At 32.8% G+C, this 17980-nt stretch carries 20 protein-coding genes and 1 tRNA gene; 6 read left to right on the forward strand and 15 right to left on the reverse strand.

Features of this window, described 5'->3' with window-relative positions:
* Positions 1-200: 200 nt before the first annotated feature.
* A complete protein-coding gene (rsfS, locus tag GOY12_RS02425; protein WP_246214357.1) occupies positions 201-530 on the reverse strand; it encodes a ribosome silencing factor in 330 nt (109 codons plus the stop codon).
* Between the two features lie 552 nt (positions 531-1082).
* On the opposite strand from rsfS, the gene GOY12_RS02430 reads away from it, so the two are divergent.
* Complete coding sequence (locus GOY12_RS02430; protein WP_175818477.1) at positions 1083-1568, forward strand: RNA pyrophosphohydrolase; 486 nt, start codon at positions 1083-1085, stop codon at positions 1566-1568.
* A gap of 15 nt (positions 1569-1583) precedes the next feature.
* On the forward strand, positions 1584-2369 hold the full coding sequence (locus GOY12_RS02435; protein WP_175818478.1) for a TatD family hydrolase: 786 nt from the start codon (positions 1584-1586) through the stop codon (positions 2367-2369).
* A gap of 25 nt (positions 2370-2394) precedes the next feature.
* On the opposite strand, the gene mdh is transcribed toward GOY12_RS02435, so the two are convergent.
* Genes mdh through GOY12_RS02465 form a run of 6 tightly spaced genes read right to left on the reverse strand, consistent with a single transcriptional unit; the run spans position 2395 to position 6088 of the window.
* Positions 2395-3345 carry a malate dehydrogenase gene (mdh, locus tag GOY12_RS02440; protein ID WP_175818479.1) on the reverse strand — a complete coding sequence of 317 codons (951 nt, stop codon included), beginning with the start codon at positions 3343-3345 and terminating at the stop codon, positions 2395-2397.
* 3 nt (positions 3346-3348) lie between these two features.
* Positions 3349-3921, reverse strand: coding sequence for an NADH-quinone oxidoreductase subunit C (locus tag GOY12_RS02445; RefSeq protein ID WP_175818480.1), 573 nt, complete (start codon positions 3919-3921; stop codon positions 3349-3351).
* A 1-nt stretch (position 3922) separates the two neighbouring features.
* A complete protein-coding gene (locus GOY12_RS02450; RefSeq protein ID WP_175818481.1) occupies positions 3923-4429 on the reverse strand; it encodes a NuoB/complex I 20 kDa subunit family protein in 507 nt (168 codons plus the stop codon).
* A 4-nt stretch (positions 4430-4433) separates the two neighbouring features.
* A complete protein-coding gene (gene ndhC / locus GOY12_RS02455) occupies positions 4434-4787 on the reverse strand; it encodes an NADH-quinone oxidoreductase subunit A (protein WP_175818482.1) in 354 nt (117 codons plus the stop codon).
* Positions 4788-4810: 23 nt separating this feature from the next.
* The gene (locus GOY12_RS02460; protein WP_175818483.1) at positions 4811-5179 is read right to left on the reverse strand and encodes an HIT domain-containing protein; all 369 of its coding nucleotides are present in this window, start codon (positions 5177-5179) and stop codon (positions 4811-4813) included.
* Between the two features lie 3 nt (positions 5180-5182).
* Entirely contained in the window at positions 5183-6088 is a 906-nt protein-coding gene (locus GOY12_RS02465; protein WP_175818484.1) for a hypothetical protein, read from the reverse strand.
* A 187-nt stretch (positions 6089-6275) separates the two neighbouring features.
* Between GOY12_RS02465 and GOY12_RS02470 the strand changes: the two genes are divergently transcribed.
* Complete coding sequence (locus tag GOY12_RS02470) at positions 6276-7694, forward strand: UDP-N-acetylmuramoyl-tripeptide--D-alanyl-D-alanine ligase (RefSeq protein WP_175818485.1); 1419 nt, start codon at positions 6276-6278, stop codon at positions 7692-7694.
* Between the two features lie 1009 nt (positions 7695-8703).
* Here the strand turns inward: GOY12_RS02470 and GOY12_RS02475 are convergent.
* Positions 8704-8777, reverse strand: a tRNA-Arg gene (locus GOY12_RS02475).
* Positions 8778-8963: 186 nt separating this feature from the next.
* Between GOY12_RS02475 and rpe the strand changes: the two genes are divergently transcribed.
* Positions 8964-9644: a ribulose-phosphate 3-epimerase gene (gene rpe, locus GOY12_RS02480; RefSeq protein ID WP_175818486.1), complete on the forward strand. Its 681-nt coding sequence runs from the start codon at positions 8964-8966 to the stop codon at positions 9642-9644.
* Positions 9645-9707: 63 nt separating this feature from the next.
* On the opposite strand, the gene pnp is transcribed toward rpe, so the two are convergent.
* The 4 genes from pnp to GOY12_RS03715 all read right to left on the reverse strand — a co-directional run bounded on the left by pnp (position 9708) and on the right by GOY12_RS03715 (position 13062).
* Positions 9708-11975, reverse strand: coding sequence for a polyribonucleotide nucleotidyltransferase (pnp, locus tag GOY12_RS02485; RefSeq protein WP_175818487.1), 2268 nt, complete (start codon positions 11973-11975; stop codon positions 9708-9710).
* 14 nt (positions 11976-11989) lie between these two features.
* Positions 11990-12262, reverse strand: coding sequence for a 30S ribosomal protein S15 (rpsO, locus tag GOY12_RS02490; protein WP_175818488.1), 273 nt, complete (start codon positions 12260-12262; stop codon positions 11990-11992).
* Between the two features lie 237 nt (positions 12263-12499).
* On the reverse strand, positions 12500-12844 hold the full coding sequence (locus GOY12_RS03710; protein WP_369406219.1) for a pseudouridine synthase family protein: 345 nt from the start codon (positions 12842-12844) through the stop codon (positions 12500-12502).
* Between the two features lie 152 nt (positions 12845-12996).
* Positions 12997-13062, reverse strand: coding sequence for a hypothetical protein (locus tag GOY12_RS03715; RefSeq protein ID WP_246214416.1), 66 nt, complete (start codon positions 13060-13062; stop codon positions 12997-12999).
* A gap of 232 nt (positions 13063-13294) precedes the next feature.
* Here GOY12_RS03715 and GOY12_RS02500 point away from each other — a divergent pair, with 232 nt between their 5' ends.
* The gene (locus GOY12_RS02500; RefSeq protein ID WP_175818489.1) at positions 13295-14008 is read left to right on the forward strand and encodes a hypothetical protein; all 714 of its coding nucleotides are present in this window, start codon (positions 13295-13297) and stop codon (positions 14006-14008) included.
* 549 nt (positions 14009-14557) lie between these two features.
* On the opposite strand, the gene GOY12_RS02505 is transcribed toward GOY12_RS02500, so the two are convergent.
* Positions 14558-15718 carry a cysteine desulfurase family protein gene (locus GOY12_RS02505; protein ID WP_175818490.1) on the reverse strand — a complete coding sequence of 387 codons (1161 nt, stop codon included), beginning with the start codon at positions 15716-15718 and terminating at the stop codon, positions 14558-14560.
* A gap of 134 nt (positions 15719-15852) precedes the next feature.
* On the opposite strand from GOY12_RS02505, the gene GOY12_RS02510 reads away from it, so the two are divergent.
* The gene (locus GOY12_RS02510; RefSeq protein ID WP_175818491.1) at positions 15853-16551 is read left to right on the forward strand and encodes an alpha/beta hydrolase; all 699 of its coding nucleotides are present in this window, start codon (positions 15853-15855) and stop codon (positions 16549-16551) included.
* Positions 16552-16797: 246 nt separating this feature from the next.
* Here GOY12_RS02510 and GOY12_RS02515 read toward each other — a convergent pair whose 3' ends face one another.
* Positions 16798-17472 carry an ABC transporter ATP-binding protein gene (locus GOY12_RS02515; RefSeq protein ID WP_175818492.1) on the reverse strand — a complete coding sequence of 225 codons (675 nt, stop codon included), beginning with the start codon at positions 17470-17472 and terminating at the stop codon, positions 16798-16800.
* A 41-nt stretch (positions 17473-17513) separates the two neighbouring features.
* Positions 17514-17978 carry a HesB/IscA family protein gene (locus tag GOY12_RS02520; protein ID WP_175818493.1) on the reverse strand — a complete coding sequence of 155 codons (465 nt, stop codon included), beginning with the start codon at positions 17976-17978 and terminating at the stop codon, positions 17514-17516.
* Between the last annotated feature and the right edge of the window lie 2 nt (positions 17979-17980).

The following is a 17980-nucleotide window of genomic DNA, read 5'->3' on the forward strand; positions in this document are numbered from 1 at the left end:
CTTAGTATATTATTTTATATATGAACATTATCATGAAAACCGTAATGCTAAAGTCAAGTTTTTTCATATAATCTTACCAAAATTGTTAGTGTGCTTACCTACGATTAAGATTTCTTTGCCCACACAATTCAAACATCTGAAAGTCACCCCGTAAAGATTCAATACTTATATAGTTGTAAGTCAACTACTCAGATACCCAGTCAATCAATCCATAACTCTTCTATTTTATAGTATTCTCTCACTTCTGGTCTAAATATATGAACCATTACATCTTGAAAAGATACAACTACCCAATTACCTTTGTCTATACCTTCTACATTTGTTTTATCATATGGCTTGAGACTCCTTATTATATGCTCAGCTAATGCTCTGACATGGCAGTTTGAACTCCCAGATGCAATAACTATATACTTTGTAACAACAGTTTTATTTTGCACATTGAAAGTAGTTATATTATAACCTTTATTTTGACTTATAACGTTTACAATTAAGTTTTTTATTGATTCTGTATTACAGGATATACTATTCATCACTAAATTAAATGTCTACTTACAATAGTACACTCAAAATTTCTAAACATGAACTATTTTTGACATTACTAACACAGATCATTTATGCTTTTGACGCAACAGTAATGTAATATACATTTTTTTATATATAATGTAAAAATAGTTTCTCCAACATTGTGTTTATTATAAGTAAAGCCCTTGTTTACTTAACTGGCTTTCTAAGTAGTAGTAAGTTTACTGCGAAGAACTATACAAGATTGTCAATGCAATAATAGTGAGTAATAACTTATCTAATAACATTAATTTAAGACTACTAAATTACTAAACAAAAGTTCCTTATTACTGTGGGAAAAATTTTTGTAGCTAGAGAAAGTGTGTTAGTGATATTGTGTAAATATTAGAAAGGCAAAATTACTGATTCAGATTTTGCTATAAAAAGGAGTAGAGAAAAGAATGCTATCTTTATCTTAAAAGTTTGCTAAAAATTAACAATTTAAATTTAAGTGTAAAGGAAGCTTAATAAAAAGATTAAATTAGTTAAAACTCTTATAAGTAATTTAACAAAGTATACTCATGATTAACCAGAAAGATAAATATCGTCCTTGTGTTGGCATAATGCTATTAAATAAACAAGGACATATTTTTGTTGGAAAACGCTTTGGCAGTGATTTTTACTGGCAGATGCCGCAAGGAGGAGTTGATAATGGTGAAGAGTTAGAGCAGGCAGCATTACGTGAGTTGCTAGAAGAGGCTGGCACTGATAAAGCAAAGATTATGGCTAAAAACAAGAGTTGGATATACTATAACTTACCTAAGAAATTTATACCAACTTGCTGGGGTGGAAGATATTTCGGTCAAAAACAAAGGTGGTTTTTAATGAAATTTCATGGAGAGGATAAAGATATTAATATCAACCATACTGATTATTCAGAGTTCAAAGAGTGGCGTTGGCAAAGTGCAGATGATTTAGTAGTCAACGCTATACCTTTTAAAAAAAAAGTTTATAAAACTATAATAGAAGAGTTCTCTTCTCAAATAAAAATCTCTATTATTAAGTAACATTCGTGTACATTCGTGATAATAGATTCTCATTGCCATTTAATTTACTTCTCTGACGATGAAATACCAGAAGTGATTTCAAGGGCAAAACAAAGCGGTGTAAAAATTTTACACAACATATGTACTAGCATTAATGACATTCCTAAATTACTAAAAATCTCCTCATCGTATGATCAGGTTTACTCCTCTATTGGTGTACATCCACTTGATGCTACCGTAGAAAGCGGCAAATTTATACATGTCGATGAATTAGTTGAATTTACCAAGGGTCAAAAGGTAATTAGCATTGGTGAAACTGGGTTAGATTTTTACAAATCTAATACCCAAAATAATCAGAAAAAAAGTTTTACATCACACATAGAGGCGGCAAGAATAACAGGGTTACCTTTAGTTATCCATGCTAGAAACGCTGATTGTGAGATGGTTGATATATTAAGGTCAGAAATGAAAATTGGCACTTTTAATGGAGTAGTACACTGTTTTGCCTCTTCTAAAAAGTTTGCTTACCAAGCTGTGGATCTGGGATTATACATTTCATTTTCTGGAATTATCACTTTCAAAAGTGCTAATTTACTCAGAGAAATTGCACAAAATGTGCCACATAAATTCGTTCTAGTCGAAACTGATGCTCCATATCTATCACCTGAGCCTTATAGAGGGAGAAAGAATGAACCAGCAATGATAAAATATACCGTGAATTGCCTAGCAGAACTATGGGATGAATCACCTAATAAAGTAGCAAAAATAACCACAAGCAACTTTTTTAGCTTATTTATGAAACTTAACTCTAGAGAAATTTAGTAAAATCACTGACCTACTTGTGAAGCTATGGAGCTAAAAGTTCTAGCAGTTTTTTCACTGCACCCACAGATTTATTGAACATTTCTTGTTCATTACTATTCATCTTAACTTCTAGAACCTTTTCAACCCCATTTTTACCGATAATTATAGGAACACCAACGAATAAACCTTCCACACCGTATTCACCATTGAGATAAACAGCACATGGCAGTATACGCCTTTTATCTTTTAGATATGATTCTAGAATACATATAACTGAAGATGCAGGAGAGTAGTACGCGGATCCAGACTTAAGTAAATCAACTATTTCTTTACCACCATTACGAGTACGTTTGACTATTTCATCAACCTTTTCCTGCGTGATAAGACCCATATCAATAATTCGAGTAAGAGGAATACCAGCAACTGAGGCGTAATTAATTAGAGGTACCATAGTATCACCATGTCCTCCAAGTACAAGAGCAGATACATCCTCAATAGAAATATTTAGTTCTTTTGCAAGAAAATAACTAAAACGGGCAGAATCAAGTACTCCTGCCATTCCAACAATCATATTAGTCGGAAGAGCTGAAAATCTGTGCACCACTGAAACCATAACATCTAAAGGGTTTGTAACCACTATTACAAAGGCATTTGGAGAATATTTTTTAATATTTTCACCAGCCTCTTTCATTACTCTAGCGTTAGTTTGAAGAAGATCATCCCTACTCATTCCAGATTTTCTTGCAACACCAGCAGTTATTATAATCACATCAGAGTTTCTGATATCTTCATATCTATTTGTAGCAGTAATATTAATGTTAAACCCATCGATAGGAGATGACTCCGCAATATCTAATGCCTTACCTTGTGGTACTCCATCACTAATATCAAACAAAGCAACGTTGCCAAGCTCTCTGAGCGCAATCATATGGGCAAGAGTACCTCCAATATTCCCTGTACCAACCAAAGATATTTTTTTTCTTTGTGCTGTCATTTTCTACTCCTTTATATTCATTTTTGCAGCTTCGCCCTCCCAAGGGGATAGACTATCAAATATACGAAAATCTTGTGGTAAATCTATAGGATTATATACAACCTTTTTTGTTTCTATATCATACTTTACCTCCTCATAACCAGTGAGAGGAAAATCTTTCAACATAGGATGACCTTTAAATCCATAATCTGTTAGAATTCTACGCAAATCAGGATGACCAGAGAATTCTATCCCATACATATCAAAGACTTCACGCTCAAACCACGAAGCTGTGCTGAATATCTTTACTATACTTGAAGGAGTATCACTTTCATCTAACTGAAGTTTTATATGTAATCTAATATTATATATAACGCTGAGCAAGTTATATATTAATTCGAAACGCTTTTCTCTATCTGGATAGTCAACTCCAAAAATATCAACTAATAATTCAAACCTACATTTTTCATCATCACGCAAGAAAAGTAAGTAATTTTCAATATCACCTAAGGCTGCATACATTATAATAGTACCATTATCTTGCTGAATACGCTCACATTTAGTCTTTTCTTGTATATACTTTACAGTTTCACTCATCCTATGTACTCTGAGTTTGTTTTATTTTATTTTGTAAGCGCAACATTCCATACAGCAACGCCTCAGCAGTTGGTGGACACCCAGGAACGTACACATCAACTGGTACAATTCTGTCACAACCACGAACAACCGAATAAGAGTAATGATAATACCCACCACCATTTGCACAACTTCCCATAGAAACAACATATTTTGGATCTGCCATTTGATCATACACCTTACGCAATGCTGCCGCCATTTTATTGGTTAGCGTGCCGGCAACAATCATAACATCCGCTTGTCTTGGACTTGCACGAAACATTATACCATACCTATCAAGATCGTAACGGCTGGACGCAGCGTGCATCATCTCCACTGCGCAGCATGCGAGACCAAATGTCATCGGCCATAACGAACCAGACCTTGCCCAATTAATTATATAATCCATTAGATCACCAAATTTAGTAACAAGGAACCCTTCTTTCTTATAAGAACTATAATCATTACTAGAAAAAATTTGACTTTTCATAAACTTACTCCCATTCTAACACACCTTTACACCACTCATAGACAAAGCCTATAGTAAGGATTAAAAGAAATATCATCATAGACCAAAATCCATAATAACTTATTTTAGATAAAGAAACTGCCCAAGGGAAAAGAAAGATAACTTCTAAGTCAAATATTATAAATAATATTGAAACTAAGTAAAATTTAATGTCAAAACTTTTTCTTGCTCTTGATAAAGGGTTAAGACCACACTCATATGTAGAAAGCTTTTCACTATCTGGCTTACTTATAGCAAGAAACATAGGTAATACACCTAAGGCAAGTGATACCACCATTGATACGCAAATAAAAATTACTACAGTTAAATATTCACTCATTCAATAAAATTACATAAAAAACATTATAAATTCACATGCTTCCCTAGTCTCTTACCACCTAAAACATGTACATGAAAATGTGGAACAACTTGCTCTCCATTTTTACCATAATTAGTAACTAACCTATATCCTGTTTCTTCTAAATTATATTTGTATATCACTTCTCTTATAGCTTTAAAGAAGCCTACTATCTTCTCTGCAGAAGCTTTTAGGATAAAGTCATCATACGAAACATATTGATCTCTTGGCACAACTAAAATATGAACCGGTGCATCAGGATACTTATCATAAAATGCCAGTACATCTTCATCTTCATACACTTTCTTGCAAGGTAACTCTCCTCTTAATATTTGGGCAAAAACATTACTACTATCATAACCTTTGTTACTCATATTTTAAGAACGGCTTTTTCCTTCTTTTTCCTTATTAAAGACAAAAGATGGCTTTATTACTTTACCAGGAGAAACATCTTCGAGATTTGAAAGACCACTTTTAATTCCAAGCTCTCTTGCTTGTTTTTCAATACTTTGCTGCGATTTCATAGAAAATATACTCTTTTTACCATAGGGAAAATTATTAGGATTAGTAATATTAAAATCTATACTTGCGATAACCTCTGATGATTGCCCCATCAACTTTCCTGTAGGGCTTATAGCTTCCGATAACCACCTATTACCTTCTCGATATAGTGCCTTCCCAATACCATACAATAACTTCCTGTCTGTATGAGTCACAAATTCCCCATTAGCAATCCTTGCCACACCTTTGAGATTACGATCAGCTTCACCATAAATCTTGTCAATGACAAGCTGTCTTACTTCCTCTTGGCTCCTTTCCCTGTATTTATAATCATTCCTAATATCATTGATAATTCCCTCAACATTAACTGTAATCATAATTCTATTGCTTCCTTTATCTATACACACGCTCGAGTATTTACCATCTAGCTCTTCTATTTCATTTAACTGCTCTTCAGTTAAATGAAATATATTCCCAGTTAAAGTTCTTGACACAAGAAAAATCACCAATCCTCTTCCCTGTTTTGTTACTTGAACACCAAGATCCTTACTAGCTTCTGTTGTTTCTATAGGTGAAATATACTCCTTTTCTTCTTTAGACACATTTATACCAGCAGCTTCCTTTAGTGAAATTTTAGCATCATGTTGCATTTCACCCATTGAGGCACTTGGTTTCTTTATAGGGTAAATAAAAGCTTTAAGTGGAAGAGTAGAGATATCTTTCATAATTTTTACCCCTCTTTTAACTGATCTACCTACCTTATTCCAGAACGATTCTACCATACATACTCCTAAAGCATCCTTTACAATTAAATGTTACAATACATCTTAAATGGTTAGATAAAAATACCTAAACTCCTATATTTAGAGTATATAGATAAAGTTATAGAGATTGCAATCACTATTTACATTACCAAAAATATGTGGCATTTTTGCTATTTTTGTTGTCTAATTTACTTTGCGCTAAATCATGTTCAAATGGAACACAAACAATATTATCGATGCCACTAATGGAAGAAAAGAAGGTAGCTGTAACTGGACACATAGCTCAAATATTTCAATAGATACAAGAAGCATAAAAAAAGGTGATGTGTTTATTGCCCTCAAGGGGAAAAAATTTGATGGACATGATTTTCTACATGAGGCCTTTTTAAAAGGGGCAAAAGTTGCAATAGTAAGCGATAATAAATATAAGAACCTTCCTCTAATTCTTGTGCAAGATACCTTAAAATCTTTACACAACATAGCATCATACTACGTTAGAAATGTCCTTGTTAATACTAAAATCATTGCAATTACAGGCAGTATTGGAAAAACTACTACAAAAGATATGTTACACATTGTTTTATCACAATATGGAATATCTTATGCAACCGAAGGTAATTTGAATAATAATGTAGGACTACCTTTAACAATTCTAAAAGCCCCAGAAAACTGCCAGTACTTAATTCTTGAAATGGGAATGAATAAAACTGGTGAAATAAAAGAGTTATCTAAGATAAGTAATCCTGATATTGCTGTCATTACTAATGTAGAACCTACACATGTTGAGAATTTTTCATCACTATTTGATATTGCTCAAGCAAAATTAGAAGTTCTGCATGGTATGAAAACTGAAGGCACTTTAGTTTTGAATAAAGATAATAAATATTACAATTATCTTTCATCATATGCTAACAAAAATGTAGTAAGCTTCGGTAAAGATAAAAATGCTACAGTTTGTTTACTAGACATAACAGAAAATAATGAGTCTTCTATCATCACCCCAGCGTCACACGCTAAAAATCAAGCTACTAATAGACTAGGTTTAAAAATTAGACTAAATAATAACCAAATTATAAATTGTAATTTACACCTGAGAGGCGAACATTTTGCATATTCTGCATTGACTGTTATAGCAATTATACAAATCCTAGGACTTGATTTATCAAAACTACTATTCGCACTTGAGAATTTTAGTGTAACTAAGGGTAGAGGCAGCGTTCATAAGGCTAAATATAATGAAAATTATGTATATTTGATTGACGATTCCTATAACGCCAGCCCTGCTTCAATGAAAGCTGCAATAAAAACTTTAGGTACATATTCTAACCAAAGGAAAGTTGCACTGCTCGGTGATATGCTAGAACTTGGCAATGAAAGCATAACATTTCATAAAAAACTGCTTGATTCTATCATAGAACATAGTGTGGACAAAGTTTATACAGTTGGCAAATTTATGTTAGAACTAAATAGCCTTTTACCAGGCAATATAAAAGGTATACATTTCAGTGATATTAATCAATTAAAGAGTAATTTAGCTAATATTATTCAGGATAATGATATAATTTTAATTAAAGGTTCGCGAGGAGTAAAAATGAATCTTGTAGTACAAGAATTTGCAATATAATATTAAAAAGAACTGTTGTTATATTAATTTAAAGATAGGCTATTAGAAATTTCAATCATAATAAAACATGATCACTTTTAGTAAAACTAAGATTTATAAGGGAATATATCGTAAAATGCTTAGCAACAGCTGGGTATCTAATAAAGATATTTATTTGTAATTAGGAAAACTTCTTGCCTAAAGCTGCATAAAAAATTAGTCTAAATATCACATACTTAAGGCAATTCTTTGATGAAAAATCAATCTCAGAAAGCACAAAAAATATGACACAGCCATAAATTTTAGTAAATACATTATCCAAGGTAAAAAACATGACTTCTATACTGTTCATATTAAAATAATTGAAAGAATAACAAGAGCTACAAATATAAAAAAAATATACTTACGGTGATATATTTTCCACTACAAGAATAGAAATAATAAGTTTTTAAAATGAATCAAAGCAAGCTAGAAAGCAAAAAGCTATAATTCAGCATTTCTAGAATACAATAAAAATTAAATCAAAGTCTTGTTTTAATAAAGAGAATAACTCATTCAATAAGTTTTTGTAGAATTAGCGATTTATTATCTCCCTCTACCTTTAATTAGTAACAAAATAACTAAATTTTAACTAATATGTGCCCACTGGCTTAGCTAAACGTTATATTATACACTAGCCTTAATAAACAAAACAAAAAATTTATAATATAGATTAACTAAAGGTTTCTCCCTAAAAATCTATCAAAGTTTATTTTGAATATTATTAATAGAAAATGCTTATTAGTTAATGCATCTTTTTCAACGGCAAAGCTAATAACTTTCCTCTCAGAAAGAAAACTCATTCTTTATTGGCTAAAAAACCTACAATCGGCAGTGTAAGCTCTATATTGCTCAGAATCAGGTAAAAATTATAATAAGCAGGTTAGCTAAAAGTGAACTAATCTTAAAATGACACAAATCTGCCTATTACTAATTTTAAATACAGTACAGAATACTTAAAGGCTCATAGAAAATATTGACATACAAAGAGTGCGTCCAGTAGGATTTGAACCCACGACCCACAGCTTAGAAGACTGTTGCTCTATCCAGCTGAGCTATAGACGCACACTATATATAAGTAGCTTCTTACCATGTATGAAGTCAAGGTATTTCATGTAAGTATGGTATTTAAATAAAGCTCTTTAAAAGACTTTATCACTAATAAGTAATACTAACTTAGAGTTCATTAACTAAGGACTTGGTGACAGAACTTTTAAAATAAGTTATCTTCTATTTTTTAGTAAACAAAGCATGGGTATCAAAATTGCACCTTCTATACTTTCAGCAGACTTTGCAAAATTAGGAGAAGAAATAAAAAAAATCAATAGTTTAAGCGTAGACCATATCCATATAGACGTTATGGATGGAAATTTTGTTCCAAGCATCACAATTGGTCCAGGCGTTATCTCTGCAATACGTAAATACACCAATCTTCCTTTTGACGTGCACCTAATGATTAAATCTCCTAGTAAACATATTGAAAGCTTCATAAACGCTGGTGCCGATATCATCACTGTACATGCAGAAGCAGAAATACATCTTGAGAAACTAATAAAAAAAATAAAATCATATAAAAATGCAAATTCTACAGAAAAAACAGTTCAAGTTGGAGTTTCAATTGCTCCTTCAACTCCTCCTAGTGTGCTTGAGCACGTAATACATGAACTAGACGTTGTGCTAGTTATGACAGTCAATCCTGGATTTGGTGGACAGAAGTTTATCCATTCACAACTAAGCAAGATATCAACCGTAAAAAAAATGATACAAGAGCGTGACCTCAAAACACAAATTTCAGTAGATGGTGGAGTTAGCCTTCTAAATGCAGCTGATATAGTGAAGGCAGGTGCAAACATCTTAGTTGCTGGATCAGCAATATTTAGAGCTGAAAACATGAGAAAGGCTGTCAATGACTTTAAAAAACTATCGTTGTAGTGCAGATAATAAAATTTTACCTAGCAAATTAATTCTTAATAAGATAAGACAAAGAATCTACTCTTAATAGAAACTTGATGATGAATCATCATTACCGAATTGTGCCCTATTACTTCTGTTACTTAAGCCAAAACGAGAACGAACAGGACGTTTACGCTGCCCAGATTTTCTATTAAATGGACTATTATAATAACCTCTCTCATTTGAACCATCTCTCTTATCTTCATTGTAAAGTTCTCCCTCAAAGAACTCACCTGTTTCTTGATCAACACGACGCCTTGATAATTTTGGACATCCACCTTTTTCAAAGTCAATTACTAACGCTCTGAAAATATCACCATGCTTAAGTATATCTCCAATAGATTCTATATGTTTATTTGCTACTTCACTTATATGCATTTTACCTCTCCTTCCATTGAGAAGCTCAAGTTCTACAATAGATCTATCTATTTTTATAACCTTGGCATCAACTATAGCACCTTGCTCTAGTTCTGTTATCGAATCAATTAGCATATTTTTTGCAATTTTAGCTTCAGTGCTATTCATAGCAAACACAGAAACCTTGCCATCATCCCCTATTTCAACTTTTGCATTACTTTTTTCACACACATTCCGTATATTTTTTCCCTTAGCACCAATAGCCACAGAAATTTTATCTTTATCTATGTAAAATGATGTCATTCTTGGTGCATGACTTTTTACATCACCACTGTGTTCTGAAATCACTGCATTCATTTTTTCTAAGATATGTAACCTTCCATCCTTTGCTTGCTCTAGAGATTTTCTAACAATTTCAAAACTTATACCAGAAATCTTCATATCCATTTGCAGTGCCGTAATCCCTTCACTAGTTCCTGCTACTTTAAAATCCATGTCACCAAGACAGTCTTCATCACCTAATATATCAGAAAGTACTATATATTCGTTTCTTCCTTTGATAAGGCCCATAGCAATTCCAGCAACAGGAGCCTTTATTGGTACACCTGTATCCATCAAGGCAAGGGAAGTTCCACAAATCGTTGCCATAGAAGAAGAACCATCCGATTCCAGAATTTCAGATACTACTCTTATTGTATAAGGGAATTCAGATTTATCAGGTAAGACAGGATAAATTGCTTTCCAAGCAAGTTTACCATGACCAATTTCTCTCCTTCCTGGCGCACGTATAGCAAAAGTTTCTCCAACAGCAAATGAAGGAAAATTATAATGTAACATGAAATGCTCACGCCTGTCACCCTCAATATCATCTACAATTTGTTCATCCTGTGTAGTACCAAGAGCAGTAACGACAAGTGCTTGAGTATTACCTCTTGTAAATAATGCAGAACCATGAGTTTTAGATAAAATATCAACTTCAATTTCTATTTGGCGTATTTCGTCGTATTTACGGCCATCTATTCTTATTTTTTTCTTTCTAATTATCTCACGCAATAAGGACCTTTCAAAGGTCCTTATTGCATATATAATTAATCTCTCATCCTTTCCAGCCTCCTTCAAAGTGCTTAATATGTCACTTCTAAGCATCTCTAAAGTTCGAGCCCGCTCTTGTTTTGCTGCTTGTGAGTACGCTTTCTCAAAATCTGCACTGTACCTTTCAAGATCTTGTATTATATCTGATATATCAATAGAGGCAAACCTTTCAGGTTTACTATCAACTGCGTCAGCAAACACTTTTATAAGCTTAATAACAGGTTGAAGGTGCTCATGACCAAATTTCATTGCACTTAGAACCCTTTCTTCAGAGAGCTCTTTTACTTCTGACTCAACCATCAAAATTGAATGCTCGTCACCAGATAAAAACAGATCTAAGCTACTTACTTTCATCTCTTGAGCAGATGGGTTGAGTATATAATTATTATTTTCATCACAACCAACTAAAGCCCCAGCTATAACAAAGTGAAAAGGAACACCAGAAATCGCAAGTGCTGCAACAGTACCAATCAATGCTGGTACCTCAGGAGGATTTATAGTATCATAAGTTAACAAATTGCATACTATACTAATTTCATCATGAAAACCTTCTGGGAATAGTGGCCTTATACTTCTATCTACTACCCTTGAAATTAATGTTTCTCTATCAGATGGTTTACCTTCCCTTTTTAGAAAGCCACCAGGGATTCTACCCATGGCATAGCTTTTTGCAATAAATTGCACGTTCAAAGGCAAAAAATCAACATTTTCCTCTCTCTTCTTACGCACAACAGTTACCAAAATAGAAGTATCACCATAATTTACAACTACTGAACCATTAGCTTGACGTGCTATTTTCCCTGTTTCCAAAGATAAGGTACGGTTACCCCACTCTATGGACTTTCTTATAATTTTAAACATACTAAATTCCTCAATTATTTTCTGATGCCTAACTTCTCTATTAACTCCTGGTAAGTCTTATTACCAAACTTATGCTTTATATAATTTAAGTGCTTGCGCCTTCTACCTATTAATATAAGCAAACCACGCTTAGAGTGATAATCATGCTTGTGCACTTTAAAATGCTCAGTCAAGTTACTGATCCTTTCAGTTAAGATCGCGCACTGTACAAAAGACGAACCTGTATCATTTTCCTTAATTGAATATACATTTACTAAACTCTTTTTCTTCTCAGGTGTTATTGACATCTAAACCTCATTTTAAATGTTAAAAAAACAAATAGGCTTTATACAACCATACACAAAACTACAAATCGCAATAGGTACATTATAGACCACTACGCAGAAAATATCATAATTCTTTAACTTGCGCAAGTTATTTAATATGACTCCTTTACCTTTTCTGATCTTACTTACTTCTTCTATAGAAACTTCAACCTTAAGCATTCTCTCTAAAACTGATCCAATAGGGATAATTTTATCCCTTTAGGTCATCTGCTCAATTATCACCGATTCATCTTCTCTAAAATTACCTACCATAATCCTTCTTAATTTTGTAATATATCCAAAACAATTTAACGTAATTCCAAGATCTCTTACAATTGATCTTACATATACACCACCACATATCATAGAAAAGTCAGCACTATTATTTATGGCATCAACAGATATCAATTTCAGCTCATATATTTGCACTAGGCGAGGCTTTACATTTGCTTTTTGTCCTCTTCTTGCTAATTTATATGCCCTTGTTTCATTAACTTTTATTGCTGAAAATTGAGGAGGAACCTGTATTATCTTACCAACAAAGTTCTTGATAGCATGATTTATTTGATCTCACCCAGGTTCTATATCACTGACTTTGATAATATCACCATTTACATCATCTGTAGTTCTCCGCTCACCCCATTTTACTGTGAAATTATACACCTTCAAACCACAAAATAAATACGGTATAGTTTTTGTTGCCTAACCGAGAGCAATCAGCATACACCTGAAGCTAAAGGGTCAAGTGTTCCTAAATGACCAGCTTTTCTGGTTCTAAACATCTCTCTAACTCGTACTACTGCTTACGTAGAACTAATTCCTACTGGTTTATCAAGATTCAACCAGCCATGTGTCATACACTAATTATACATAATTAAATCAACCTATAATAGATAATAATTTAGGAAACAGCTCTAAAACAGTTATCATTAAACTACTATAAATAAAGCTTGACTAACATATGTCGTTAGTATAAAGTTAACTTTTTATTAACTTTAATTGGAGGAAGTTATTATGAATACAAAACCAAGTATATGGAAGTGGGAAAACACTGCATCTGTAGCAAAAACAAGCATTGAAGGTATAGTTGTAGTTGCATCTTTAGCAGCCGCAATAACAACAATATTAGTTACTACTAACGTAATTGTTGGACCTGAATTCTTAGCATCTGTTGCTAACCCCATAGGAATTGGAGTTTTACTTGTCCTCGCTATATATTTTACTGTAAAAGCTATTTCTTCGTATCAGCAAATTTATGCAATGGAGGGAGTTCAAGGTAAAGCTGGTAGAGATGGTAAAGATGCAAGCTTTGCTGCTCTTATCAGCGATGCGATAAAGAGTGGTGAAATTATTGAAAAAAAGGTTCAAGGAACAGATGGTAAAGATACTAAACAGTTATTTCTAGTACTTCCAATTAATGATTATAAAACACTAGTAGGAAATGATAAAAAAGGAGTTCATGTATTGGTAGCAGGTAAAAAAGTTGAAGTTGAGCTCGCACACGTAGATCCTAAAGATGATGCTAGTGAATATAAAGTAAAAGTAACTAAGGTAGGTGGTAAAGATCAACTTACTGACATGAAAACAGAACTAGGTATGAGTAATTCTAACTCACTGAAAGTTGCGGTAAGCAATCAAGATCTAAAAGCTTTAAGAGCTAATATATCAGCTAAGCTAGTAGATGTTGCAGTAGAGGCAGCTATAGAAAAAACCGGGAAAGCAGCTTAAGGCTAGGAAGTAAAGAGGTAGCATACTACCTCTTTACTTTTATTTTTAGATCTAAAGTTTTACAATAACTTACCTTAAATCTCAACTATTTTCTTATTAAAATCTAATTATCCCTGTTTTTTAGACAAGTTATCCAATTCTTTATCAGTAAAGGTTTGCTCAGGTACTCCTCTACAATATATCATCTTAGCAATTAGACACTCAGATCCAGGAAAGTTTACTAGCCTATAAGCAAACTAATTTAATAAACATAAAAAGTAGCTGATTTTACATTAAAATATAACATTTTTGATAATTATAAAGAGCTAGATTCTAATGTATAACATTAGAATGATACCATCCAGTGCAAAAGTAAATGCTTATACATAAACTTCTTTAACTATAAATATTCAGAAGTTTTTTTAATAAAAAAGGCAAAAAACCACATATTAGATAGTTGTTTACTCCCAACTTTGCAATTGATATCATATATTGTTCTAAATACTTTATAGCTGTATAATAAAACATAAGCTAGAAAAAAATTTTCAAGTATTTTTTCACTTCTACTAGTTACTTGTATATATCTAAGGCGTTTTTCTTATAGATATCGTACCAACAATCCACTATTTTTTTTATGTCTTGTGGCTTGGTTTGTGGACCTATACTGATCCTAACTGAACACTTTGCTTGCTCCTTTGTTGCTCCCATTGCAAGTAACACATAAGAAGGCTCAATTTTTCCAGATGAGCATGCAGAGCCATTACTAACCGCAATGTTATTTAAATCAAAATGCATAAGCTGCACATCACTCTTTACTCCTGGCATATAAACAAAACTTGTGTTTGGTAATCTTTTAGAGTTTTTACCAAAGATTTTAATGCTACTAACAAGATTTAATAACTTACTCTCTAATTGATCACGTAGTTTCCTGATTTCATTCATTTTTAATAGAAGATCTGGAATGCTTTGTAATGCAGCAAAAAGACTTGCAATTGCAACAACATTTTCTGTACCACCACGCAATCCTTTTTCTTGCCCACCACCTACTATTATAGGTTCTATTACAAGTTTTTTATTGAATATTAAAGCCCCACTACCCACTATACCACCAAATTTGTGGGCAGATAAAGTAAGTAAATCTACTCCTAAATCTTCCATGCTAACTTCAATCTTTCCAACACTTTGAGCAGCATCGGTGTGACAGATTGCTCCAAATCTATGTGCTATCTCAGCTATTTCCTTAATAGGCTGAATAACTCCAGTTTCATTATTAGCCATCATAACTGAAACTATTACCCTATTTCCCTCAAGTTTGCCTAGGATCTTTTCTAACTCTAAAAGATCAACGGTACCTTCTTGATTAACGGGTACTATATGTGGGTTATACACAGAATTAAGAATTGAAGGATGCTCTATAGCTGAAACTACATGCTGAAAGCCTGTTACCCCTCGCATAACAAGGTTATTTGCTTCAGTTGCTCCAGATGTAAAAACTACTTCCTTATCACTTGAAACATCAATTATATTATATATAGCATCTCTTGCATCCTGAAGAATCTTTCTTGTTTCTTGCCCCTTTCTATGCAACGACGAAGGATTCAGAATCTGTTTTGACAAGACTTCGAATATACTTTTCCTTACACCATCACTAATCGGAGAAGTCGCGTTATAGTCAGCATATATATAATCACTACTTTTCAAGAAAAATGAACCTAGAGGTTTATTTGCCATTGAATTATAAAAGCTCCTCTTTACCATTAAAATTATGCATATTAGCTTTAATATGACAAAATCTTATTGCAAAAACAGTAAGATTAATACATAATTAATATATTTGTTAAACAGTTTTTTTATTAGGAGCAAAAGTGGTAGAAGTTTTTTTAAACAATGCAACAAAAAAGATAGAAGGTGAGTATTACCAAAGCAAAAACACTAATGCACCAGTTGTATTAATTCTACATCATCATCCTCAATATGGAGGAAATATGGACAGTAAAATGGTACACGGCATATATACATCTTTTATCGACAATAACTTTTCTGCATTGAAAATTAACTTTCGTGGAGTGGGAAAATCTACTGGAACTTTTGATAAGGGCATAGGAGAATTAACTGACGCTGCAGTAGCGATTGATTGGCTTCAAGAACATAATCCTAGTAATGTTCCAATCTGGGTTGCTGGGTTCTCTTTTGGAGCATGGGTTGCTATGCAGCTAACTATGCGCCGACCTGAGATAGTAGGTTTTATTGCTCTTTCTCTTCCAGCAACCAAATATGATTTCTCTTTTCTTTCTCCCTGTCCAGTCCCTGGACTCATAATACAAAGTAGCAACGATACAATTTCAGAAGAAGGTGATATAACAGAACTAACAAAAAGATTAATAAATTCAGTAAAAAGTGACCATATGGAGTACCATATAATAGACAATACTAATCACTTCTTAAGAGATAAAGAAGAGGAGGTAGTGCAAATCATAGACGATTACATAAAACTACGCTTAAATAGTGCAGCTATTTCTCTCCGAAAGGTAAGAAAAGAAGCACAAATAAAAGAGTATGTCTAATCTTTACAAGTAAGAAAAATAAGTGTAGTAATAACGTAAGTAAGGAGGTTTTATTGTGTTCAAGAAATTATTATTTCTTACTCTAGCCATATTTATGTTATCAGGATGTCTCTTAAGTAAGCCACGCAAGTTAAAAAGTCCATGTATCAGAAGTAACGAAAGTACTTCATGTAAATTATACTCTGTTAATGAACATTGGTTAAGCAAGTACAAGGCAAATAGATCATAATTCTATATCATGTTTCTTTACAATTTTACTAAAGATCCATTTTCTAGACGTAAAATATAGTCTGCCCTTTCTGCAAGAAGATGATTGTGTGTAACCATAAGCATAGAACTATTATTTTCCTTTACATATGAATATAACAACAAAAACACATTCAAAGAATTTGTTGGATCCAAGTTCCCTGTTGGTTCATCTGCAAGTAAAAGCCTTGGAGAATTTACAACGCTCCTTGCAATTGCAATTCTTTGCCTTTCTCCACCAGAAATTTCAGATATCATACTACTTGCCTTGCTTTCTAGGCTAAATTTTTCCAATATTGTTTGCGCACTCTTCATTGCTTCAGCTCTACTTCTTCCTGCAATCAGCTGAGGAAGCATAATATTTTCTAATATCGATAATTCTTGCAGCAAATAATGAAATTGATAAACAAAGCTAAGAAAATTTCTTCTTATATAAGTTCTATATTTATCGCTAGCTTGTGTACAATTCATTCCATCTACTGCCACGATACCTGAAGTTGGCTTATCCAGTAAACCCGCAATTTGCAGTATAGTTGTTTTTCCTGACCCTGAACTACCAATTAATGCAACTATTTGCCCTCTTGCAACCCTTAGGCTGATATTTTCTATAGCAATAAAACTCTTTTTAAAGCTTTTGCCTACAGAAATTAGCTCTAGCACTACACCATCACTCATGTTTAAAAGACCTAGTAGTTACTTAAATTCTAGTAAAGTAATTAAATTGAAAAACTACTACCACAGCCACATCGAGACTTAGCAAGAGCATTGTTTATTTGGAAACCAGAGCCACTGAGATTCTCAGTATAATCTATAATTGAGTTATTCAAAAACTTTGCCGAACAATTATCAATCATTAATACAGGCTTTCCATTCTCATCATTAACTATTATATCTTTGCCTTTTTTACTAAAATTAGAGTGGTCTTTATAGTCTTCGCTATCTTCATAATCATCATCTTCATCATCATCAAATTCATCATCATAATCATAATCATCATCGTCACCACCTAAAGATATATTTTTGTTTATTTGCTCCATAAGAAAATTGTATTTGAAGCCAGAACATCCACCACCTGAAATTGCAATTCGCAAAACAGAGTTCTTATTTTTTTCCTGCTCTATAAGAGAGTAGATTTTCTTTATTGCACTATCAGTTAAGTTAATATTGTAATTTATTGACATAA

The sequence above is a fragment of the Wolbachia endosymbiont of Dirofilaria (Dirofilaria) immitis genome, from assembly GCF_013365455.1.
Taxonomy (GTDB): domain Bacteria; phylum Pseudomonadota; class Alphaproteobacteria; order Rickettsiales; family Anaplasmataceae; genus Wolbachia.